We start from the raw sequence: 24199 nt of genomic DNA on the forward strand, positions 1-24199 counted from the left end.
TAATTAAAAATTATTTTTTTGCTTTTTCAGCTAATTCAATTTCTTGTTGCAATTCTTTACTCATTAGCTCTTTAGTTAAATACTCATCAGTTGTCGGTAACTCTAAATCAATTTTTGAAAAATAAGATATTTCAATAACACCTGTTTCTAATAGAAAATCAAAAATATGACCACCAGTATCTTTTTCCGTACTAATAAAGTGCGAATGAAAACCATGCACTCCCAAAGTATTTGCAAAAGCAGGTGTTCAAAATCCAACAATATCTCCTGTTACATTTTTACTTTCAACAACCGCTTGATGAGCAGTTGCTTTTAATAATGTTGGATATGGTTTTTCTTGACGAGAAACTGTTCGTGTTTTCATTTCTAAAAAGGAACCATTAATCTTAATTCCATAAAATAAATTAGAACTTGGTAAATTCTCAAGAATAATTTTTTGTACTGTTTCATAATTAGATTGTTGTGAAATAACAATTTTTTTATGTTGTTCAAAAAAAGCTACTGAAGCAAAAGGTGTTGTCATATCTAAATTAACTAAATTAACCTTACCATCAGCTTTTAATTGATACGCAACACCATCTAAAACAACTAGTTCACCATCTAAGTGATCAAAAGTTCCTAACCCAAAATCACCTTGTTTTAACAAAGCACGAAAATCAAGAACTCCATCAAAGTTACCAGCTGCTAAACTTGCAATTGTTGAAAATTGATAAATTTTTCCATATTTTTGCATCATAACTAATAAATCTCTTTCTCTAATAATGTTTTTCCTAATAAAATATTTTCACTATAATCAACGGGGATATCAATAACAACAGGTTTGTTAGCAGCAAAAGCTTTTTGCAAAACATCTTCTAATTCACTTGGATGATTAACTCGCATCCCAATTGCACCAAAACTTTCAGCATATTTAACAAAATCAACTGGTCCTAATTCAACTCCTGATGTTCGATTATACTTCATATTTTGTTGAAAAGCAACCATATCAAAAGTTCCATCAGTTCAAATTAAATGAATAATTGGTAAATTTAAACGAACAGCCGTCTCTAATTCCATTGCTGAGAACAGAAAACCACCATCTCCTGACATTGAAATTACTTTTTTACCAGGCCGAACTAATGCGGCCCCAATTGCTCATGGCAGAGCAACTCCTAATGTTTGCATCCCATTACTAAATAATAATGTTCGCGGTTCATATGAACGAAAATGACGAGCCATTCATATATATAATGAACCAACATCAACAGTTACAGTCATATCATCACTAATTAATTTTCGAACAGTATGAATAATATGCAACGGATGTGTTAAATTAGCTTTTTCAATATGTTTTATATTTTGCCCATCTTCTAGTTTTGATTTTAAATCATCTAAAATCTTATTTTCGTTTGATGCTAATGCCAACTTATCAAACCCAGCCGCAAATTTTTGTAGCGTCTTAGCAATATCACCAACAAGTTCTAATGTTGGTTGATAATAATTATCAATATCAGCAATCACTTCATCAATATGAATAATTTTACTATCCTTATTTTTATTTCATACTTTTGGATCATATTCAACCGGGTCATAACCAATGGCAATAACTAAGTCAGCATGGTCTAATAAGATATCTCCTGGTTGGTTTTTAAATAGTCCAACACGACCATAAAAATGTTGTTCTAAATCCCGTGAAATAACTCCTGCTGCTTGGAAAGTTTCAACAACTGGTAATTTTGTTTTTTCAACAATTTTACGAATTGCCGCTGTTGTAACTGCATCAGAAGAACGCATTCCTAATAATAGGACTGGTAATTTAGCTTGATTAATTTCAGCAATTAAATTAAGAACTTTTTCATCACATGCTGATCCTAAATCATAATTTGATGAAAGCACCAATGCCTCATGTTGAATGTCTTCAGCATTAACAATATCTTGTGGCAATGAAACAAAAGCAGCACCTTTTCGTCCCGTTGTTGCTTCCCGAAAAGCATTCGCCAATGCTTCTGAAATATTATTTGGATGAACTACTTCTTTACTATATTTTGTAATTGGTTGAAACAAAGCAGCATTATCCATTGCCTGATGTGTTCTTTTTAAACTATCTTCTCGACCAACATTCCCAGCAATGGCAACAACAGGATCGCCCTCAGAGTTAGCTGTTACTAAACCTGTTGCAAGATTTGAAGCGCCAGGACCACTTGTAACCAAAACAACTCCTGGTTCACCAGTAATCCTTCCAACTGCCGCTGCTATAAAAGCAGCATTTTGTTCATGCCTTGTTAAGATTAATTTTGGGCCACGATCAACTAATACATCAAAAACTTTATCGATTTTAGCTCCTGGGATCCCAAAAATATATTTGACATTTTGGTTGATTAAAGTGTCCACCACAATGTCAGCACCCGTTTTTTTATTTTTACTCATTTTTATTCCTCCTGAGTTCTATAGTAAATACAACATTAACATCATTTAAAAATGAAATCTCAGAAAAAAACATTTCAATTTTGAAATGTTTCCTAAACTTTACCTTTGCAACCAAATCATGTTGTTAACTCATCAAATGTTGCTTTGATTGCTTCATAACCTGGTTTCAATAATTTACGCGGATCAAACCCTTTCCCATTTTCCGGTTTGTCTTTTCCCGCTTCAATATATTGCCTTGTTGCCGCAGCAAAGGCAATTTGTAATTCAGTATTAACATTAATCTTGCTAATTCCTAATGAAATTGCTTTTTTAACTTGTTCTTGTGGAATGCCACTTCCACCGTGTAAAACCATTCCAATTTTAGCAGCAGCTTGGATATCTTCTAACGCTTGAAAATTTAATCCTGGTCATCCTGTTGGATATGGCCCATGAATGTTCCCAATTCCTGCTGCCAAGAAATCAATCCCTGTTGCAACCATTTCAGCTGCTTCTTTCGGATCACCAATTTCACCAGCACCAACAACACCATCTTCTTCGCCACCAATTGTTCCAATTTCAGCTTCAACCGAAACAGCATTTGCTTTCGCATAACCTACTACTTCTTTTGTATTTGTAATATTTTCAGAAAATGGATGATGACTACCATCATACATCACTGAAGAAAAACCAGCATCAATTGCTTTTTTGCAACTGTCCACTGATTGACCATGGTCTAAATGTAAGGCTACTGGAACCGTAATTTCCAACGAGTCTAATAACGCGCTAACCATTGCAACAACTAAGTTATAACCTCCCATATATTTAATTGCTCCTTCTGAAGCACCTAAAATAATTGGGGTATTTGTTGCTTGTGCCACTTCTAATAGCGCTTTGGTTCATTCTAGATTATTAATGTTAAAATGGCCAACCGCATATTTATTCTGATGTGCTTTTTTAATCATTTCACTAGCATTAACTAGTTTTTTATGATATTTTTGTCCCATAATTTTTTTCCCTTCTAAATATAAAATCTCACGTTATTATTATAAACTTTTTATTTTAAAAAATCGTATAAAACAAAGCATTTTCTTAATTTTATTGAATTTACCAAAATTTACCAAAAAAACTAGAAAAAGTAATAATTCTCTAAAATTTTACTCACTCTTCAAAATCCTATGTTATTATGAAATTACTATATGGCAACATATAGTAAACAAACAGAACTTATCATTACCTGATGGATGGGCCTCCTAAAAGGTAATACCCAAAGATAGGTATCCGTTAGTAAATAGTTTTTTCTAAAGGGCACTCCTTATCAAAGGAATGCCTTTTTTTATTTTAATTTCTGACAATAATTACAATAGTAAGTTCCTCGACCATTAACAAAAATTTTATCAACTTGATTTTTACAATTAACACACTCCAATTTATTTCGACCATGTACTTTTAACTGCTGAAAAAATTTCCCATCCATTCCTGGTTCGGGATGATAAGTAGCAATTGTTGTTCCACCTTCATTAATTGCTTTCTGAAGCACAATTTTTGTATTATCAATAATATTTTGATAATCTTGATCAGCTAAGTTTTTGGTTTTTTCACCAGGGTGAATTTTTGATGCAAATAGAATTTCATTTGCATAAATATTACCAATTCCAACAATAACATTTTGTTCTAATAATGTTGTCTTAATTGGTTGTGATTTGCTTTGCCAAGCATTTTTTAAATATGAAACAGTAATTCGTTCATCAAATGGTTCATACCCCAATTTATTTAATGGTGCTTGTTGCAAATAATCACTCTTATCATATAAATGCATTGTCCCAAATTTTCTTGTATCATGGTAACGTAATTGAAATTGATGGTCAAGTTCAAATAAAACCATAATATGTTGTCATTCACCTGGTTCATCTTTTTTTGTAAAAAAATACTTTCCTTCCATTCTTAAATGACTAATTAAAACATAATCATCTAGAATAAAAAGCAAATGTTTTCCCATTCGATCAATTTGATTAATCTTTTGGCCAACAACTTCTTTAATAAAAACTTTTGAATCAATTGGAGCTTTTATTATTTTATTTCAAAAAATTTGACAATCAGTAATTGTTTTCCCCACGACATATTTTGTTAAAATTCGGCGAACTGTTTCGACTTCTGGTAATTCTGGCATATTGTTCCTTCTTTCTTATCAATAACTTAATTTTATTTTTATATATTATAAAAATCAAGATGCTAGTTTAAGAACATTAATTAAAAAGCAAATAATTACGCAATTGTTTATAATAATATGCAATTAATTTGATATAAATTATTATTAATGGCATTTCAGTTGCTTTTTGCATAAAATAAAGATATGCTTTACAGATAACATTTAGATTATAAAATCATAGAAAGGAAATGATTAATTATGAAAGAAAATAAATATGTTTTTTTAAAAGGAAATTTAACCAACTATCATCCGACAGTAAGAGGTAATCCTCATTTCGATTTAGAAATTACTGATAAAAATGATCAGTCGTATACTGTCAACATTAATGTTCGTTCACGAATTAAACCGCATGATGTTTTATATTTTATTAAGCAAAATTATCAAAACGATATTGTTGACCGCTGTTTTGCTTTAGATGATACTGTTCATTCGAATTTGACAACAGGAAAAGATGGTTACTGCTTAGATTATTTAAAAGGTAATTTATTTGATTATCGTTATATCACTATTTTGCCATATGTTGGGGACGAAGAAACAAGTGAACTAGAAACTTTATTTAAACAAATTGTTTCGCCTGCTTTAAACAATTCAAAATATCGAATTGGAATTTGAGGAATGGGCTATGGTAATCCAATTGATGGTGTTCACGATGTTCATATGAATCAAGGAAACAATGGCAGATTCGAAGAAGAAAATGGTCCTTGACAAGACGGAGCGTTTGCCATATACAATGTTGAAACAAAAACCGTTGAAAATATTATCTTTATTATGTTCCAATCACAATGTACAACAACCGATGATGAAGGAAATTGTCTAAATAATTAATAAAATGTCTTATAAAATAGGACAATGTTTTTCAACTGTGAATATATAAATAGAAAATATAAATTTATGATAAAAAATTTAAAACTAGCTTGTTCAAAATGTATATTATACTATACATTAATTTAAAGGTATTAAGATATAATACAATTAAGAGTTAGGAGGGATAATATGCCAGAATGAGGAATTATTATCTTAGTTATTAGTGTTATTATAATCTTTGTAATTGCTATTTATGTCCCAATTTTATATCGAATTAGAAGTGCAAAATTTAAAAAGGAACGAACAATTGATCGTAAAATAACTGTTGATAAACCCAACGATCACCATCGTCACTTATTACTAGAAAAGTCACTTAATCGCCCTTTTTACACCAAATATTTTACTAATTTAACAAATGAATATGAAGTTAAAGCATTAAAAACAAAAATTGTTTTTAATTTGGATCTTTTTGAAAGTGACTATACAAATATTATTGAAATGTTAGTTAAAGCAAGCGATAAAAAGTATCAATCATTAATTAGTTATTTAATTGATACTGACTTAAATTTATTAATAACAAATATCTTTTCAGAAATTACTAATTACTTTATTATTCCTAATTTAGAAGCTCTAAATGAAGAATGAGAAATTATAAATGATGTTTCTGACGAATATTATGCCCAATGAATTTTAGATTTTCGCCAACAAACAATTGATTTTATTTGTAATACTTATTTACCAATTGTTTATCAAAATATCCTTGCATTAATCAAAACTAAAGATATCACAAAATATGTGGATGAAATTCAGACAATAATTTCAACAAAATATCAGACAATAATTTTTAATAGTTTAGAAAAGAAATTTATTAGTTTAACAAATGAAATGATTACGAATTTTGAAAAAATTAATAATACTATTGATAATGAAAAAGCAAAAGCAAATTTATTAACTGTTGCACAAAAATTTAAAGTTAATTTTGAAAAAATATATAATAAAAATTTTAATATTAGTAAAATTGAAAAACTGCTAGAAAAATAAAATATATAATAAAAATACTAATAAATAATTAGTATTTTTTAATTTTTATTTAAAAACAATATATTAAAACTATTTTTTAGATATAATATTTAGAAAAAGGAACCACTTATTATGCAACAATATCATTTAATTTTAGAACAGAATAAAATTATTGAAACTGAACGTCTAATTCTGCGCCCAATCACCCTTGCAGATGCTAATAATATTTTTGAATATAGCAAAGATATTGAAAACATACAATTTTTAGAATGGGGACCCCATCAAACTATTATGGAAACAGAAAACATAATTGCGCAACTCTTTTTAAACCAACCACTAGGTAAATGAGGCTTGGAATTAAAAGATACCCACCAAATGATTGGAATTATTGATTTACGCTTAGATCCAATTATGCCAAATGCAAAAATGGGTTATATTGTTAATAAAAAATATTGAGGAAATGGCTATATTGTTGAAGCCGGGAAAGTAGTTATCACCTTAGCTTTTAAAAAAATGAAATTAAAATGAATTTTTGCTGAATGCGATGTTGAAAACACTAACTCAGAACGAGCAATGATTAAAATGGGAATGGAATATTTAGGAATGTTACCATGCCAAATTACAACAAATTATGGCCAAAATCGAAATCATAAAAATTATGGCATAAAAAATGTTGATATCATTTAATTTTATTTTAAATCATATCAACTTAAACCTGTTTTCATATCAACTAATAACTTAACATCTAACACCGTTGAATCTTCCATTAAAGTTTTAACAATTGATTTAACTTGTGCTAATTCATTTTGTGGAATTTCAAAAATTAATTCATCGTGAATTTGTGCAATTATCTTTGCTTTTAAATTTAATTTTAAAAATTCTTGATCAATGTTTTTTAACGCAATCTTAATGATATCTGCCGCACTGCCTTGAATTGGCATATTCATTGCAATTCGTTTTCCAAATTCTCTTTGCATATAGTTACGATCATTAATTTCGGGAACATATCGTTTTCGATTAAAAATAGTTGTAACGTAACCATTTTGTTTGCAAAACTCAACTTGACTATCAATAAAAGCTTTAATTGTAGGGAATTGTTGGTAATAATTATTAATAATTTCTTTTGCTTTATAAACAGGGATATTTAAATCAGTTGCCAATCCAAAATCACTAATGCCATAAATAATCCCAAAGTTAACAGCTTTAGCGCTACGACGAATATTAGACGTAATTTCTGCTTTTGGCAAATTAAAAATTTTCATTGCCGTATTAGTATGAATATCTTCATTATTATTAAAAGCCATAATTAAATCTGAATCTTTTGACATATGAGCTAAAATTCTTAATTCAATTTGTGAATAATCACATGATAATAAAATATTATCTGTTGCTGAAACAACAAATATTTTTCTAACCTCTTTTTGAACTTCATCACGAATACTAATATTTTGCATATTTGGTTCAACTGAAGAAAGGCGACCCGTATTTGTTAACGTTTGTTTATAAATCGTATGCACTTTACCATCATTAAAAATATACTTTTCCATCCCTTTTAGATATGTTGAATATAATTTTTGATACTTCCGATAATCTAAAATTTTAGGAATAATTTGATGAGTATCCTTTATTTCCTCTAAAACTTCCTGCGCTGTTGATCCTTTTTTTCGATCAGGTAAAGAAAAATCACAATATAATAATTCTGATACTTGTTTTGGCGAATTAGGATTAATTTCTTTTTGGGCAATTGAGTTAATTTCATTATTTAATTCTTGAACAATTTTTTCAATTCGTAATGTTTGAGCCGTTAACTCTTGTTGGTCAATTTTTACCCCATTAATCTCCATTCGTGCTAACGCAAAAGCTGTTGGTAACTCAATATCATAATATAAATCATATTGTTGATTAGTTTTTAATAATTTAATAATCTTTGGCTGTAATTTATTAATATAAAATGCTTTTTCCCCAATAAACTGACTTAGTTTAATAATATCAGCTGGGATTTGTTTTTTAACTCCTTTCCCATAAAATAAATCATCAGTTAAAATCTGTTTCTTTTCAAATAAATTAATGTAAGTATCTAGCGTATTTTTTGCATTAGAATTATAAACATAACCAGCTAACATCATATCATAACTAATATTTTGCACAATAATGTTGTCCCGAGCTAAAGCAACAATTAAACTTTTGGCATGATAAGTTATTTTTTGATATTTTGGATCATGTAAAAACTGATGCCATAATTTGTCATGTTTAGCATGAATATAATCAAAATAAAAAACTCCTTTGGAATTAACAATTCCAAAGCCAATGATTTCTGAAAGATGATAATTTTCATCAAATAATTCTAAATAAACAGTAGTATTATCCTCATTATATCCTTCTTTTCATTCTTCGATAATTTCAACTTTTAACTCTGAATTTTGAAAATCATCTTTGTTACTAAATAATTTTGTTATAAAAGAATTCATATTATATTTTAAATAAAATTGCATTAAAACATCATGATTTGGTTGAAATGGGGTAAATGCAAACTGTCTTAAATTAATATCACAAAAAATTGTGGCAACTTTTTTACATAATAACGCATCTGCTTTATTATTTAATAAATTTTGTTGTAATGTCCCTTTAATTTTATCAATATTATCATATAGGTTTTCAATTGAATGATATTCTTTAATTAATTTTATTGCTGTTTTTTCACCAACACCAGGAACTCCTTTTAAGTTATCAGAAGGATCTCCCATTAATCCTTTTAAATCAGGAACTTGTAATGGTTTAACTCCTCATTTTTCTGCTAAGGCCATCTCATCAATGACATCGGCAGTATCGCCTTGACGCGGAACTAAAATATTTGTTTTATCACTTATTAATTGATATAAATCTTTATCACTTGAAAAAATATCAACATAAAAATCTTCTTTCTCTGCTTGTTGTGCCAAACATCCTAACAAATCATCAGCCTCATACCCTTCTTGTTCTAAATACGGAATCTGATAACTATCTAAAAATTCTTTTACAATTGGAAATTGCACAATTAATTCCTCTGGTGTTTTACTGCGACCATCCTTATAATCAGCTAATAAATCATGGCGAAAGTTCTTTTTTCCTTTGTCAAAAGCAACAACAACACTATAATAATTATTTGCCTTTAAAATTTTATTTAGCATATTAGCAAAAGCATAAACTGCATTAGTTGGAGTTCCGTCTAAACTTTTTAACATTTCACCATTATAAGCCGTAGCATAAAACGCTCTAAAAAGTAAAGCATTTCCATCAATTAACAATACTTTATTCATTTTATAATCTCCTCATTTATGTTAAATTATAGCCTAAATTAATTTTAAAATATACTTTAAAACTATATTATCATACTAAAAAAGCACCACCACTGCCCGATAACATCACATTGTAGTGTTCTTTTTTTAATGTCATATAAAATTTTTTTAGCTTTGGATTAATTTTAAAAGCGGGTTGTTGCAGCATATTATAATAGATATTAGTATTTTTCTTTACTTTATAATATTGATAATTATGATCAAATTCTTCATAAACATCTTTTGTAATTGATGAAATTTTTGAATTAATAATTTTAAGATTAGGAATTTCATATTTTTTAATTTGGTTCGATGTTAAATACGTAATTCTATTACCATAGCCAGAAATAATTGCTGGTTTTTCTAAATAAAAAAATAAGGCATCTGAACTAAGATTTTTAATTAATTTTTTAACTTTTTTTGAATAATAATTAATTTTAAAAAAATTACAAATTATTTTAATAACAGCAACAGCATTACTAGAAGAATACCCTAACCCTGAGCCAATTGTTGTATTTTTAATTAAATTAATATGTAAAGGAATTGTTTTAAATTTAGGAAACACTGTAACAAACTTATGATAAGCGTCTAAAACAGTATTATTATTTCAATCAAGTTCTTTCTTATTACAAGTAAAGATTGTTTGATTACCTTGATAAGGTAGAACCTCAACCATATCATATTCTAATTTGTAAGGAAAAATAATACTTTGAATTCGATGCATTTTTTTTCATTGATTCTTACGAAAGACTTTTAATGTTAAATTAAATTTACCATATGATCTAATTTGCATTATTAACCTTCTTTCTCATTTTGTTTAACTTCATTATATAATATATAAAAATCATTTAAGGTTAAACTTTCTGATCTTAAATTTAAAGCATAATTTAATTTCAATAAAATATTTTGTGCTAATGTTTTGTCATGCAAAATAGTTGCTAAATTATTTAAAATTGTTTTTCGCTTTGTTGCAAACATGGCTCGAATAAAGCTAATAAAATCTTCCTCATTTTTTAAATCAGGATATTTTTGATTTAATTTAAATTTTAAAACAACACTATCAACTTTAGGCACAGGAACAAAATTATTTCGTCCAACTAAACAAACTTTTTCAATATCACTATAAAATTGGCAAACAATAGAAAGATTATTGTACACCTTTGAATTTGGTTGAGCCATAATTCTTTCACCAACTTCTTTCTGCATCATTAAAATAATTTCTTTTACCTTTGGGTTCTTTATTTTTAATAATTTAAAAATAATCGGTGAAGTAATATAATAAGGAATATTTGAGATGATACTAATTGGATTATTATCTGAAAATTCAGTTGCAAATAAAGTTTCTAAGTCAAGGGTTAAAATATCTGCTTCAATGATTTTTAAATTTTGATTTTTGAATTTTATTGTTAAATACCTTACTAAATCTGGATCAATTTCAACACAAATAAATTTATTTGCTTTTGCTAAAATTTCATTCGTTAAAGCCCCCATCCCCGGACCAATTTCTAAAATATTGGTTTTTGGAAATTCAAATGCACTATCAACAATTTTATTAATAAAATAAGCATTTGTTAAAAAATTTTGGCCTTTACTTTTTTTGGCAATAATCCCTTCTACTCACATTTCCTGATTTTGTTTTTTCATATCCTTATTTCTCCTCTAAAATCTTAATTAAATCATCTTTTGTCACATTCATATAATTTAAACACTTAAATGTTGTTTTATTATTAGTGGGTGCTAAATTATAATAATTGATAATTTTTTGACGTCTTAATTTTGAATCAACTAAATTAATATAATCACTTCATAACAAACTATCACCAACTGTGTTGCTAAATGTAATTAGATTACTAATACTATTCTTAATTGCTAACGTAGAAGCTTCAGCAACTCCTACTTTTTTTCCTTTAATTGCATCGGTCTTATTGATAAAAGCATGAATACAATTGTTATCTAAATAATCACTAATCATCTGACGTAATTTTTGACCAGGATGATCAGGGTCAGTAAAAATTATCACTTTATTATGTAAACTAATTTTTTTAATTAATTCTAGCTTTTCTGTTGTAATTCCGCTCCCACCAGTTTCAATGATTTTGAGGTCCGGAAAAATACTTTTCAATTTTGTTGCATCTGTCTTGCCTTCTACAATAATGAATGTTCCCACTGTTGCCTTTTCCCCCATAAAAATCTTTTTGGTTTAATTTATCATAATTTTATAGTATAATTATACTAGACTGTTATATTAAAATAATGATAAATTTTAAATATAGGAGTAGGAGGCAAAAGAAATATGGCTAATTATAAATTTGGAAAAGATTACTCGTTCTTAGCTTTAGACCTAGGTACAGCTAATACAGTAGCATATGTTTCAGGACAAGGAATTGTTTATAACGAACCTTCAATGATGGCATATGACACCTTAAGTAACTCATTAATTGCCTTAGGAAACGAAGCATACAAAATGGTTGGAAAAACACATGAACACATTAGAATGGTAACACCATTAGTTGATGGAGTTATTTCAGATATGGATGCTGCCCAAGATTTATTAAAACACATTTTTAGTAGATTAAAATTATCAGGAATTTGAAAAAATTCTCTAGTAATATTAGCATGCCCAAGTGGAGTTACAGAACTAGAACGTGGTGCTTTAAAAGCAATTGCAAAAGATATGGGAGCAAGTCACGTTTTAGTTGAAGAAGAAGTTAAATTAGCAGCATTAGGAGCTGGTTTAAACATCGGATTAGCACAAGGAAACTTGGTAATCGATATTGGTGGAGGAACAACTGATATAGCAATCATCTCAGCAGGTGATATTGTAATCTCAAAATCAGTTAAAGTTGCTGGAAAACACTTAGATCAAGAAATTCAAAAATACATTCGTGCCGAGTATAATGTTTTAATTGGAATTAGAACCGCCGAACAAATTAAAAAAGAAATTGGAGCATTAGTTAAAATAATTAATGAAAAACCCGTTCGTGCCTTTGGGCGTGATATTATCACTGGACTACCACGTGAAGTAATGATTAAACCCGAAGAAATTAAAAACGTTTTATTAGCACCATTCTCAAGAATCACAGACTTGTTAGTTGAAGTGTTAGAACAAACACCACCTGAATTAGCGGGAGATGTTATTAGAAATGGAATCACAATTTGTGGCGGAGGAGCTTTAATTCGTGGAATTGTTAAATATTTTGAATCAATTTTCCAATTAAAAGTAAAAGCTGCAAATGACCCATTAATGTGTGTAATTGATGGCGCTAAAACATATGAAAAAAACTTAGGTGCTGTAATTGAAAGAATTCAATTGTTAGAAGCAAATGAATATAAAATTGCATAAAAATTAAAAGTATATTAAAATGTACTTTTTTTGTACTTTTTTTCTAAAAAAGAGAGTAAAATAAAATAAAATGCAAAAAAAAAATTAAATTGCTATTTTTAATTGCAAATTACTCTGGATTTTATATAATAAAATTACTTGATATTGAATTTTTTATTACAATTTAAGGGATTTAATATTTAAGAAAATTATTATGTTATTTATTATTGCTATGTTTTTAACGAAGCAATAAATGGAAGGAGACATTTTAAAGATGGCAATATCAGACGTATTGAAAAATACATTCAACATCTCACCAAAGCCACCCCGTAAATTTATCGCTATAGATTTGGGGACAACTAATTCGATCGCTTATGTTGCAGGGAGAGGTATTATTTTCAACGAAGCATCCGTAATGGCATATGAAATTGGAACCAATAAACTAATTGCATTAGGAGATGATGCTAAAAAGTTAATTGGAAAAACTCATGATAGAATTGAAATTTATACACCATTACGTAACGGAGCAGTTACAGACTTATCTATTGCTGAAGAATTTATTCAACAAATAGGGAAAAAAGCAAAGGTGGCTGACTTATGAAAGAATGCTATTGTTTTAATTGCGTGTCCAAAAAATGTTACAGAGTTAGAAAAACGAGCAATAATCAAAATGTGTAAAAATATTGGTGCAGATTTTGTTAAAATTGAAGAAGATTCATTAATGGCTGCTCTAGGAGCCGGAGAAAACATTTTTGCACCAAAAGGAACTTTTATTTTAGACATTGGTGGCGGAAAAACAAGTTGCGCTATTATCTCAGCTGGCGGAATTGTTGAAAGTAAATCAATTAAAACAGCTGGAAATTATATTGATGAAGAAATTTTAAAATATATCCGTGCTAAACACACAATTTCAATTGGAGTTGTAACAGCAGAACAAATTAAAAAACAAATTGGATCATTATACAAAATGAAAGAAAACAAAAAAATGATCATTTTTGGAAGAGACGTTGTCACAGGAATGCCAAAAGAAGCTGAAATTTTAGATTCAGAAATTAGAAAGTTATTAATAAGTGTTTTTTCATCAATTACACAATTAATAACTGAAGTACTAGAACAAACACCTGCTGAATTAGCTGGAGATGCTGTAGCCAACGGTATTATAGTTACTGGTGGTTGTGGGCAAATTGCAGGAATTAAAGAATTTTTATCAGATTATTTCCAAATTCCAGTTCGTGTTGCTAAAAATGCTGAAACATCTGTTATTGATGGTTGCATTGCATATGAGAAAAAAATTAGAGATGGATTAATTGAAGAAAATAAAAAAAATAGATAAACAAATGTTTATCTTTTTTTATGACAATGACAATAATTTTTATAAAAATGATAAAATAACAATATATAAGGTGTGAAACAAGAATGAAAAAACTACTATTATTTTTAACAGCATTAACAATCACAGCATCGACAGCAACTGCTGTTGTTAGTTGTTCAACAATTGATGTTAGAATTCGGCAATCATTTGCAAGTTGAAGTTATACTTCAAAAACTGATCAACCAATATTTGGAGAAGTTTTTAATACCGATAAAACTATTAATGAGCCTTATTTTTCATACTGATTTATTCAACAAGTTTTAACTTCATCAGGACACATGAATACTGATAAACCATGGAATCAATTACTAAATAATAATAGTGGCATTGCTTGGCCTTATCCTAATACAACAAATATTGAAGAAATTGATAGTAATTGATTTTATTACACAATTAATACTATTCAAACTGGCAAAATAAATATTACAGATTTAAAAACTTTTTTTATCTACATGACAATCTATAATCCAATTATGATTTTAGAAAACAGCCAAATTTTTAAATATCAATATAGTCGTGAGAAATCAGCTATTAAAATAGAATATTTATATAAAACAACAAATGATATTGAAAAATATATTGAAACAATAAATAGCAAATATACTACTTTTTATAAAGAAACTGTTGAAGTTAAATATTTAAAATTAGTCCCATATTTTTTACCAATTGAAGAAGCAAAACAACGAATTAAAAATTTAGTTAATACTTTAATTCGAATTTTAACAATTATGTCCCCTACTTTTGTTGTTCCGTTAAACGTTAACACTAATCGCTACTAAAACTAATTATGGAAATAATTTTAAAAAAAAAGTTAAAAAAATATGTTATAATTAACTCGTATTGTATTCTTTATTTACAATCAAATATAGAATTGCAATTCATTTTTACTGATTAATCAAATATATTAATCTAACTAAATAAAACAAGAAGAAACAGGAGGACAAAATTACATGGCTTTATTTAATAATAGCACAAAGAAACCAGCTTTCGTTTCTATGGACTTAGGAACTGCTAATACATTAGTATATGTTTCAGGTTCAGGAATCGTTTATAATGAGCCTTCAATTGTTGCTTACAGAATTAAAGAAAACAGAATTATTGCTGTAGGTGCAGAAGCTTACAAAATGATTGGAAAAGGAAACAAGTCAATTCGTATTGTTAGACCAATGGTTGACGGAGTTATTACAGATATTCGTGCAACAGAAGCACAATTAAGATATATTTTCACAAAACTACGTATTACAAAACAATTAAAACATTCAATTATGTTATTGGCTTGTCCATCAGTTATTACTGAATTAGAAAAAGCTGCATTGAAAAAAATTGCAATGAACTTAGGAGCATCTAAAGTTTTTGTTGAAGAAGAAGTTAAAATGGCTGCTTTAGGTGGAGGTGTAGATATCTACAAACCTGCTGGAAACTTAGTTGTTGATATGGGTGGAGGAACAACAGATATTGCTGTTATGGCCTCAGGAGATATCGTATTATCTAAATCAGTTAAAGTTGCTGGAAACTACTTAAACGATGAAGTACAAAAATTCATCCGTTCACAATATGGTCTAGAAATTGGATCAAAAACAGCTGAACAAATTAAAATTGAAATCGGATCATTATCAAAATATCCTGATGAAAGAAGAATGAAAGTTTATGGACGTGATGTAGTTTCAGGATTACCAAGAGAAATCGAAGTAACACCTGAAGAAATCAGAGAAGTATTAAAAGTACCAGTGTCAAGAATTATTGACCTAACAGTACAAGTGTTAGAAGAAACACCGCCTGAATTAGCAGGAGACATTTTCCGTAATGGAATTACAATCTGTGGGGGTGGAGCCTTAATTAAAGGAATTGACCGTTACTTTACAGATACATTACAATTACCATCAAAAATCGGTGAACAACCATTATTAGCCGTTATTAATGGAACTAAAAAATTCGAATCAGACATCTTTGATATCTTAAGATTAGAATCAATGCATGTAAAAGAATTAAATTACTAAAATGGCTATTAATAAGTTATTATTAATATAACTATGAATAGTTATTAAATCGTTAAGGAGGAAAAAAACGTGAGACCAGAAACTAGACCATTTATTTCTCTTGACTTAGGAACTGCTAATGTTTTAGCATATGTTTCAGGACAAGGTGTAGTCTACAATGAACCATCATTAATGGCTTATAACAATAAAACTAATAGTTTAATTGCCTTAGGAAAAGCTGCCTATGATATGGTTGGAAAAACACACGGAGATATTAGAATGGTAACACCATTAGTAGATGGGGTTATCGCAGACATGGAAGCTGCACAAGATTTATTAAAACACATCTTTTCAAGAATGAAAATGATGAACATTTGAAAAAATGCTATTGTATTATTAGCATGTCCAAGTGGAGTTACAGAATTGGAAAGAGAAGCTTTAAAAAATGTTGCTAAAGAAATGGGTGCTGAATTAGTTATTATCGAAGAAGAAGCTAAAATGGCCGCTTTAGGAGCAGGAATTAATATTGAATTACCTCAAGGACACTTAATTATTGATATTGGTGGAGGAACAACTGATTTAGCTATTATTTCATCAGGTGATATCGTAGTTTCAAGATCAATTAAAGTTGCTGGAAACCACTTTGATGATGATATTCGTAAATACATTCGTTCAGAATATAACATTGCTATCGGACAAAAAACAGCTGAAGATGTTAAAAAATTTATTGGTTCATTAGTTAAATACCATAACGAAAGATCAATGCAAATTTATGGACGTGATATTGTTTCAGGATTACCAAAAGAAGCAAAAATCTCTTCAGAAGAAATTAGAAATGTCTTATTAAATGCATTTTCTAAAATTACAGACTTAGTAATTGAACTATTAGAAAATACACCACCTGAATTAGCAGGAGACATTATGAGAAACGGGATTACAGTTTGTGGTGGAGGAGCCTTAATTAGAAATATTGATAAATACTTCTTTGATATCTTCCAATTACCAACAAAAACTGCTTCAGATCCATTAAATTGTGTTATTGAAGGAACAAAAATCTTTGAAAAAACAATTAAGAAAAATATTGAAAATGGTTTGTATAATTTCCAAGAAAAAGGATTATTATCATCATTAGGTAAAAAAAGAAAATAAATTAAAATGAAAAAAATATTAGAGCAATCTAATATTTTTTTTATTTCAACTTTTGGTATTTAATTTAAAAATTATTCAAGATTAAATAATTTACGGGCATTCTTATTTGTAATACGAATCATTTCTTCAACGGGCATGCTTTTTAATTCTGCTAGTTTTTTAACTGTATACATAATAAATTTAGGATAATTTTTCTTCCCACGGTATGGATCAGGAGTTAAATATGGTGCATCTGTTTCAACCAAAATTTTATTTAGCGGTACCATTTTAGCAACTTCACGTAACTGCTCGGCATTTTTAAAAGTAATATTTCCTGCAAATGAAAGATAAAATCCTAAATCTAAAAATTTTTTTGCCATTTCAATTGTTCCATTATAGCAATGCATCAAACCATTTTCGATTTTCTGTGTTTTTAATATTTCATAACAATCTTCATAAGCATCACGACAGTGAATTGCTACAGGAAGGTTATGTTCCTTTGCTAATTCAAGTTGTTTAATAAATCAATGTTTTTGTAAATCTGGTGAAACATTTTTATGATAATAATCCAAACCAATTTCGCCAACAGCAATTACTTTATCACTATTTAATAACTGATCTAATTTTGTTAAATCTGTCACGCCATATTCAGCAACACCAGTTGGGTGAATCCCAATTGTTGCAAAAACATTATCATATTGCATTGCATGGCGAACTGCTGCTTTACTAGATTTTAAATCATACCCAACATTATTAAGCCAATAAACGCCACTTATTTTTGCATCAGCAATTATTGCTGAAGTCTCTTCGTTTTCATATTCATGTGACATTAAATGACAATGTGTATCAAAGATTCCTTGCATATTTTCCTCCTATTTTCCTAGGCAATATCTACTAAAAATTGTTGTCAATAAATCATCTTCATAATTTTCACCTAGAATTTCACCTAATATTTCCCAAGCCTCATGTAAGTCAACATTAATAATATCAACTGGAAATCCACTCGTAGTATTATTATATGCATTTTTTATTGAATTTGCTACCTTCTCTAACAAAGAAATTTGTTTTATGTTTGATAGAACCAACTGATCATCCTTAATAAGATGTTCAGTATTATATAATATTAAAATCTTATCAATTAACGCTTTAATATCTCGATTTAAAGCAGAAATCCCAACTAAATGTTTATCTAAGTTGGGCTTATTAACATTAAGTAAATCAATTTTATTGAGAACTAATAAATACTCTTTATTTTCAATTAACGCTTTAACATCAACATCTAATTCAACTAAATTTAAATAATTATCTGCAACAACTAAAACTAAATCAGCATTCTCAACTTGTTGTCGTGCTTTTTCAATTCCGATTTGTTCAATTTTATCAACTGTTTCACGTAATCCAGCAGTATCAATAATGTTCAGTGTTAGTGGTCCTAAGTTAATTTTTCCTTCCACAATATCTCTTGTTGTTCCTGGTACATCAGACACAATGGCTTTATCTTCGTTCATTAAAGCATTTAACAACGACGATTTCCCAACGTTTGGTTTACCAAGAATCAAAACATTAATTCCCTCATTAATAATTTTACCAACTTTACTGATTTTAACTAAATCATTAATTTTCTGCTCTAAAACAAGTAACCGTTGATTTAATTCTTGTGTTGTTAAATCACCAACTCCATCATACTCTGGATAATCAATATTTACTTCAATGTTAGCAATAATATCTAATAATTCATCACGATAAGCACTAATTAAATGCGTGTTTTTATTTTGTAAATTATTCAAAGCTATTCTAGCACTAGTATCATTTGTTGCATTAACCAAATCGTTAATCGCATCTGTTTGCACCAAATTAAGTTTTCCGTTTAAAAAAGCTCGTTGGGAAAACTCTCCTCGATTAGCTAACCGTGCTCCATTTTTTAACAATAACTTAATAATTTTATTAGTAACTAAAACACCACCATGACAATTAATTTCAATGATATCTTCGCCAGTGAACGAATTTGGACTTTCAAAACAAACTAAAATAACTTGATCAATTGTTTCACCATTTTCAGTTAAATAACCATAGCAAACTTGGTTCCCATTAGGAACAACTGTTTTTGAAAAAATTTTATTAATAATTTTGTAACTATCAGACCCTGACATACGAATAACTGAAATTGCTTGTTTCACCATTGCTGTTGCTGGGGCAACTATTGTATCTTCAAACATTTTTTGAAACTCCTCTTTGCTTTATTAAATTATATCAAAATTAAAAAAATAAAATAATCATTATTTTTTATTAGTATACTTAATAACAATTTGACGGGCATTTTCTGGCCCAATTGATTTTGAAATTAAGTTTTGTAACTTTAAAATACTTTTATGCACTAATTTACGCTGATTTTTGTTCATAACTGGTAAAATATAATCTTTTTGTGATAACAAAACTTTATTAACTATTTTTCGAAGACTTTCAAACAGAATTGATTCGTTATAGTTAAAAGCAATAATAATTTTAAAATTATTTTGAAATTTTCGACTAATATATGTATGTAATAGATTTTCTAAAATAAAAATAAATTCAAAAATATTAATATTAAGCGTTAAATCTTTAACATCTAACATAATTAGAATTTGTTTATTATGAGATGAAAAAAAAATCTCATAATCTTTTGATAATAAGATATCTTTAATAATAATTTTTAAATGCTCTTCACAAAAAGAAATAATATCATCAATCTCAAAAAAAGTTACATGTAATCGTTCAAAAAAAATTTTTTTTGTAAATAATTCTGTTTTATAAAAATATGATTCAGATGAATTATTTAAAAATTCTTTAAATTTTTTTTGTGATTTAAATTCTTTAACAAAAAACATTATTTTTTATTTTTTTTCTTACTATGTAAAGAGAATTTTGATTTTTTTGGTTTTGTTTTTATTGGGTTATAAGAAACTTTATTAGTTTCGTTTGTTTTTATTGGCTTTGTTTTTGTTACTTCAACAACTTCTGCGTTGCCAACCGTTGATAACTTTGGTTTATGCACAAATAAATTTTTAATTTTTTGTCATCCTGATCCACTATTTTTATTTTTTTTGCTTCGCTTTTTAACTCGTAAGAAATGAAATCCTAAAGTTTGTAAAATTTGAATTACCGCAGAAAAAATCCAATAAATAGCAACCCCCGACGCAATCGAAATTGTAACTACAAAGAAAACAATAATCATTACCCCTTGCATAATAAACTGACGTTTACGAGCTTTTTTCTGCTCTTTAGTAATAACTTTTGTTTTACGAAGATTTAAAATTGTTGGTAAAATCATCGAAAGAACTTGGATTGGTAAATAAACAAATAATAGCGCTAAATAAACATAATTTCCACTTGTAATCATGTCTCAGGGCTTTTCAATCAAAGAAATTTGCCCAATTGTTGCCATTTTTAACTCTCGGGTTGCTCGTACAACAGTATACATCGCAATTAAAAATGGAATTGATAAAAACGAAGAACCAATCGTTGATAACGGAGAAACTCCTTCTTTCCGATATAATTGCATCATTTCCATTTGTTGTTTTTGTTTAGCAGCAGGATCCTTTGAACCTTTATATTTTGCTTGGATTTCTGCTTGCTTAATTTGCATCAACTGCATTTTGTCTTGATTCCGCTGGGCTTTTCAACTGAACATTAAAGTAATTAATCGAACAATTAACGAAGTTAAGAAAAGTGCACCAATAATTCCAGCACCATTGTCTAAACCACCAAACCCATAAATTAAATTAACTAAAATTCAAGCAACTGGGAAAACAAAACATCCATAAAATGGTGATGTTGTTTTTACAAAAGCATCAGCCCATGTTCTAATAGCTAAATAAGGGTATTCAAATAATTGTCCATTTTCAAAATGAAAAAAGTGTTCTTTTCCAACGTTAGTTTTTCCTAAAATAATTTCAAAGAAAACTCCCGGTTTATATACTCTTTGACCAGAAACATCTAAAATTTGCGCTGTTCCAAACTTAGGAACCATCATTTGTCCACAGCCTCACAACATTGATATAATTAAAAAAAGATACAAAATTAATTTTGTTCATTTCCAGGCAATTGAATATCAAGGTTTTCGTGTTCTTTTCCCATCTGAGAAAATATAATCACGATAGTTCACTATTACGCCTCCTTTTTACATTTTGATTTGATTTAATAAAATTTTTTTATTAACTAAATAACTATTACTAAAATATGGTTTTCTAACAATAATGATTTGGTCATAACCTTCTGTAGCTGAAAAGTCATATGATAGGATAGCTCTAATTTGTCTTTTTACTTTATTTCTAACAACAGCATTTCCTAATTTTTTACCAACGGATATTCCAAACCGATGATAATTAAGATCATTTTTTTTAAAATAAATAAAATAAGTGTTAGTTTTAATGAAAGAACGATTATTTATTATCTTTTGAAATTCATAATTCTTTTTAACAATAAATTTTTTTTTCACATTTTTACACAAATAGAAAAATAAAGTATGTCACCAACTAAATTAAGCTGATAATACTTTTCTTCCTTTCGCTCTTCTTCTACTTAAAACTTTACGGCCTGAAGCTGATTCCATTCTTGCTCGAAAACCATGTGTTCGCTTGTGTTTGATTTTACTTGGTTGTCATGTTCTTTTCATTACTAGCACCTCCTTATGATACAAATTATTAAGACATCATATAAATAATATATGAATTAAAAAGAAATATCAATTAAAATAACATTTTTTTAAAAATATTAGATATTTTAAAACCTGATTTTTAGCAAATCAGGTTTTAGAGATTAATCTTATTTTGTGTAATTTGGTGGTTCTTTCGTAATTGCAATGTCATGTGGATGTGATTCTTTTAAACCATTATTTGAAATTTCAACAAATTGTGCTGTTTTTTGTAATGTTGCAATATTTTTTGCACCACAATAACCAAGACCGCTTCGTAAACCACCAATAAATTGGAAAAGAATATCACTTAGTTTTCCTTTTAATAAAACACGACCTTCAACTCCTTCGGGTACTAATTTACGGTTCTTATCTTGAAAGTAACGATCAGCACTTCCCTTCTTCATTGCTGCTAAAGAACCCATTCCCATATATGTTTTATATTTTTTACCTTCAACAATCATTTCCTCACCAGGTGCTTCAAAAGTTGCTGCAAAAACTGATCCCATCATAACAGCAGCTCCTCCGGCTGCTAAAGCTTTAACAACATCACCAGAATACTTAATTCCACCATCAGCAATAACAGGAATCCCTTTTGGCCCACAAACCTCATAAACATCATTAATAGCTGTAATCTGGGGAACTCCCACCCCAGCAACGATTCTGGTTGTACAAATGCTTCCTGGTCCTACTCCTACTTTAATAGCATCAGCACCAGCAGCTATTAAATCTAATGCTCCTTGTGCTGTAACAACATTCCCAGCAATAAGATCAAGTGTTGGAAAAGCTTTTTTAATTTTACTGACCATAGCAATAATTCCTTGACTATGACCATGGGCAGAATCAACAACAATCACATCAACACCAGCGCCAACAAGTTTTTCAACCCGCAACAAAGTGGTTTCATCAATTCCAACGGCTGCTCCTACTCGTAATCGTCCTTGGTTATCTTTACAAGCATTAGGATATTCATCACGATTATTAATATCTTTAATTGTAATTAATCCTTTTAAAATGTTTTTAGCATTAATAATTGGCAACTTTTCAATTCGATTACTTAATAAGATCTCTTTTGCTTGTTCTAAATTAATTTTTTCATGAGTCGTAATTAAATTTTTTACTGTCATAAAATCAGCAACTGGTGCTGATAAATCATGACAAGCTCGAATATCACGATTTGTAATAATCCCTAACAATTTATTTTCTTCATCAACAATTGGTAATCCTGAAATACGATATTGCGCCATAATATTTTCAGCATCTTGAACAGTCATTGTTGGTTTCAAAGTAATTGGGTTAATAATAAAGCCTGATTCATTTCGTTTTACTTTTTCAACTTCTGCGGCTTGGTCATCAATTGATAAGTTTTTATGAATAATCCCAATTCCACCTTCGCGAGCAATTGCAATTGCCAATTTTGATTCAGTAACCGTATCCATTGCTGAAGATAAAAAAGGAATATTTAATTCAATATTTTTTGTTATTTTAGTTCTTAAATCAATCTGATAAGGTAAAATATCTGATTTTTGTGGAACTAATAATAAATCATCAAAAGTATAAGATTTTTTAATTTGCATGTTTTTCTCCTCCAAAAGATTTAATACAAAATTGAATAAAAGAAACACGGTCTTAACAAATTAAAAATAAATTAAGACCTATAGTAATTAATTTAGGGTTAACTGTAGAGACACCAGACCATATTTCTAGTATATATAGGAAAATATATTATAGTATTAAATTATATTGATTATAACAAAAAAATAAAAAGGAACCAATAGAATCTACATTTAAATTGTTTTCCACGAAAAAAGTTTTAAATCACAAAAAATGTTAATAATGTGGAAAAAGATATAATTATCCAATAAAAATAGGGGATTTATAAAAAAATAAAAAAATATTATATGTGGAAAACCATTGATATTCTTTAAATTAAATTATTTTTTACTACTTTTCCACATCTTTTATTTATAATTAATGAGATAAAAACTAATGGAGATGAAGTA

Annotated in this window: 23 protein-coding genes and 1 riboswitch; of the genes, 8 read left to right on the plus strand and 15 right to left on the minus strand. The window is 28.4% G+C overall.

Annotation, left to right across the window (positions count from 1 at the left end):
* Positions 1-10 precede the first annotated feature (10 nt).
* The 4 genes from budA to mutM form a co-directional block, all read right to left on the minus strand.
* A complete protein-coding gene (gene budA, locus S100390_RS05235; protein ID WP_070407217.1) occupies positions 11-736 on the minus strand; it encodes an acetolactate decarboxylase in 726 nt (241 codons plus the stop codon).
* Positions 737-738: 2 nt separating this feature from the next.
* Complete coding sequence (alsS, locus tag S100390_RS05240; RefSeq protein ID WP_070407218.1) at positions 739-2406, minus strand: acetolactate synthase AlsS; 1668 nt, start codon at positions 2404-2406, stop codon at positions 739-741.
* A 92-nt stretch (positions 2407-2498) separates the two neighbouring features.
* Complete coding sequence (gene fba / locus S100390_RS05245; RefSeq protein WP_070407219.1) at positions 2499-3389, minus strand: class II fructose-1,6-bisphosphate aldolase; 891 nt, start codon at positions 3387-3389, stop codon at positions 2499-2501.
* 329 nt (positions 3390-3718) lie between these two features.
* Positions 3719-4552 (minus strand): DNA-formamidopyrimidine glycosylase, encoded by an 834-nt coding sequence (mutM, locus tag S100390_RS05250; protein WP_070407220.1) that lies wholly within the window; start codon positions 4550-4552, stop codon positions 3719-3721.
* Between the two features lie 237 nt (positions 4553-4789).
* Here mutM and S100390_RS05255 point away from each other — a divergent pair, with 237 nt between their 5' ends.
* The 3 genes from S100390_RS05255 to S100390_RS05265 all read left to right on the plus strand — a co-directional run bounded on the left by S100390_RS05255 (position 4790) and on the right by S100390_RS05265 (position 7102).
* Entirely contained in the window at positions 4790-5416 is a 627-nt protein-coding gene (locus tag S100390_RS05255; protein ID WP_231918048.1) for a DUF2278 family protein, read from the plus strand.
* Positions 5417-5584: 168 nt separating this feature from the next.
* Positions 5585-6436, plus strand: coding sequence for a hypothetical protein (locus S100390_RS05260; protein ID WP_070407222.1), 852 nt, complete (start codon positions 5585-5587; stop codon positions 6434-6436).
* 111 nt (positions 6437-6547) lie between these two features.
* Positions 6548-7102, plus strand: coding sequence for a GNAT family N-acetyltransferase (locus S100390_RS05265; RefSeq protein ID WP_070407223.1), 555 nt, complete (start codon positions 6548-6550; stop codon positions 7100-7102).
* Positions 7103-7104: 2 nt separating this feature from the next.
* Here S100390_RS05265 and polA read toward each other — a convergent pair whose 3' ends face one another.
* The 4 genes from polA to rnmV form a co-directional block, all read right to left on the minus strand.
* On the minus strand, positions 7105-9711 hold the full coding sequence (polA, locus tag S100390_RS05270) for a DNA polymerase I (RefSeq protein WP_070407224.1): 2607 nt from the start codon (positions 9709-9711) through the stop codon (positions 7105-7107).
* A gap of 67 nt (positions 9712-9778) precedes the next feature.
* On the minus strand, positions 9779-10522 hold the full coding sequence (locus S100390_RS05275) for a GHMP family kinase ATP-binding protein (RefSeq protein WP_070407225.1): 744 nt from the start codon (positions 10520-10522) through the stop codon (positions 9779-9781).
* Between the two features lie 2 nt (positions 10523-10524).
* Positions 10525-11373 carry a 16S rRNA (adenine(1518)-N(6)/adenine(1519)-N(6))-dimethyltransferase RsmA gene (gene rsmA, locus S100390_RS05280; RefSeq protein ID WP_070407226.1) on the minus strand — a complete coding sequence of 283 codons (849 nt, stop codon included), beginning with the start codon at positions 11371-11373 and terminating at the stop codon, positions 10525-10527.
* 4 nt (positions 11374-11377) lie between these two features.
* Positions 11378-11896 carry a ribonuclease M5 gene (gene rnmV, locus S100390_RS05285; protein ID WP_083258412.1) on the minus strand — a complete coding sequence of 173 codons (519 nt, stop codon included), beginning with the start codon at positions 11894-11896 and terminating at the stop codon, positions 11378-11380.
* Positions 11897-12022: 126 nt separating this feature from the next.
* Here rnmV and S100390_RS05290 point away from each other — a divergent pair, with 126 nt between their 5' ends.
* From S100390_RS05290 to S100390_RS05310, 5 genes are all read left to right on the plus strand, one after another.
* On the plus strand, positions 12023-13072 hold the full coding sequence (locus S100390_RS05290) for a rod shape-determining protein (RefSeq protein ID WP_070407228.1): 1050 nt from the start codon (positions 12023-12025) through the stop codon (positions 13070-13072).
* 253 nt (positions 13073-13325) lie between these two features.
* Positions 13326-14384 (plus strand): rod shape-determining protein, encoded by a 1059-nt coding sequence (locus S100390_RS05295; protein WP_070407229.1) that lies wholly within the window; start codon positions 13326-13328, stop codon positions 14382-14384.
* A gap of 83 nt (positions 14385-14467) precedes the next feature.
* Positions 14468-15202: a lipoprotein gene (locus S100390_RS05300; protein ID WP_070407230.1), complete on the plus strand. Its 735-nt coding sequence runs from the start codon at positions 14468-14470 to the stop codon at positions 15200-15202.
* A 171-nt stretch (positions 15203-15373) separates the two neighbouring features.
* The gene (locus S100390_RS05305; protein ID WP_070407231.1) at positions 15374-16420 is read left to right on the plus strand and encodes a rod shape-determining protein; all 1047 of its coding nucleotides are present in this window, start codon (positions 15374-15376) and stop codon (positions 16418-16420) included.
* Between the two features lie 69 nt (positions 16421-16489).
* Entirely contained in the window at positions 16490-17548 is a 1059-nt protein-coding gene (locus S100390_RS05310) for a rod shape-determining protein (RefSeq protein WP_070407232.1), read from the plus strand.
* Between the two features lie 71 nt (positions 17549-17619).
* Here the strand turns inward: S100390_RS05310 and S100390_RS05315 are convergent, their stop codons facing one another.
* From S100390_RS05315 to guaB, 7 genes are all read right to left on the minus strand, one after another.
* The gene (locus S100390_RS05315) at positions 17620-18390 is read right to left on the minus strand and encodes a TatD family hydrolase (RefSeq protein WP_070407233.1); all 771 of its coding nucleotides are present in this window, start codon (positions 18388-18390) and stop codon (positions 17620-17622) included.
* A 9-nt stretch (positions 18391-18399) separates the two neighbouring features.
* Complete coding sequence (gene mnmE, locus S100390_RS05320) at positions 18400-19743, minus strand: tRNA uridine-5-carboxymethylaminomethyl(34) synthesis GTPase MnmE (RefSeq protein ID WP_070407234.1); 1344 nt, start codon at positions 19741-19743, stop codon at positions 18400-18402.
* Between the two features lie 60 nt (positions 19744-19803).
* Positions 19804-20391, minus strand: a complete 588-nt coding sequence (locus S100390_RS05325) for a R3H domain-containing nucleic acid-binding protein (RefSeq protein WP_070407235.1) — start codon at positions 20389-20391, stop codon at positions 19804-19806.
* Positions 20391-21668, minus strand: coding sequence for a membrane protein insertase YidC (gene yidC / locus S100390_RS05330; RefSeq protein ID WP_070407236.1), 1278 nt, complete (start codon positions 21666-21668; stop codon positions 20391-20393). The genes S100390_RS05325 and yidC overlap by 1 nt, the downstream gene beginning before the upstream one ends.
* A 15-nt stretch (positions 21669-21683) precedes the next feature.
* The gene (gene rnpA, locus S100390_RS05335; protein WP_070407237.1) at positions 21684-22001 is read right to left on the minus strand and encodes a ribonuclease P protein component; all 318 of its coding nucleotides are present in this window, start codon (positions 21999-22001) and stop codon (positions 21684-21686) included.
* A 42-nt stretch (positions 22002-22043) separates the two neighbouring features.
* Positions 22044-22178 (minus strand): 50S ribosomal protein L34, encoded by a 135-nt coding sequence (rpmH, locus tag S100390_RS05340; RefSeq protein WP_070407238.1) that lies wholly within the window; start codon positions 22176-22178, stop codon positions 22044-22046.
* A gap of 149 nt (positions 22179-22327) precedes the next feature.
* Entirely contained in the window at positions 22328-23773 is a 1446-nt protein-coding gene (guaB, locus tag S100390_RS05345) for an IMP dehydrogenase (protein WP_070407239.1), read from the minus strand.
* Positions 23774-23834: 61 nt separating this feature from the next.
* Positions 23835-23932, minus strand: a riboswitch (purine riboswitch).
* Between the last annotated feature and the right edge of the window lie 267 nt (positions 23933-24199).

The sequence above is a fragment of the Spiroplasma sp. NBRC 100390 genome, from assembly GCF_001886495.1.
In the GTDB taxonomy this organism is placed as follows: domain Bacteria; phylum Bacillota_I; class Bacilli_A; order Mycoplasmatales; family Mycoplasmataceae; genus Spiroplasma.